This is a genomic window from Vibrio sp. OPT18 (genome assembly GCF_015163615.1).
GTDB lineage: Bacteria > Pseudomonadota > Gammaproteobacteria > Enterobacterales > Vibrionaceae > Vibrio > Vibrio coralliirubri.
Map to the genome: position 1 here is coordinate 1 of NZ_JADDYK010000061.1, position 242 is coordinate 242.

Annotated in this window: 1 protein-coding gene; it reads right to left on the reverse strand. The window is 46.3% G+C overall.

Annotated elements, in window-relative coordinates:
• Positions 1–242, reverse strand: a 242-nt coding sequence (locus tag IQQ51_RS17060) for a VCBS domain-containing protein (RefSeq protein ID WP_193841635.1), incomplete at both ends; no start/stop codon positions are given.

Genomic DNA, 242 nt, shown 5'->3' on the forward strand with positions numbered 1-242 from the left:
GTGTAAGTGAGTATGTCATGACTATCGGCATCGGTGGCGTTCATCACACCATTCACAACCCGTGCATTTTCTTGGGTGTGAACGGTTGTCGCACTCATCACTGGAATGTCATTCGTCCCCGTGACTTCGATGATGATTTCATCTGCCGAGTCACCGTGACCATCCGATACTTTAATTGGAATATGTATTCGTCTAACTTCACCTTGAGCTAAAGCTTGATAAGTCGCATGGGATGGATCGAA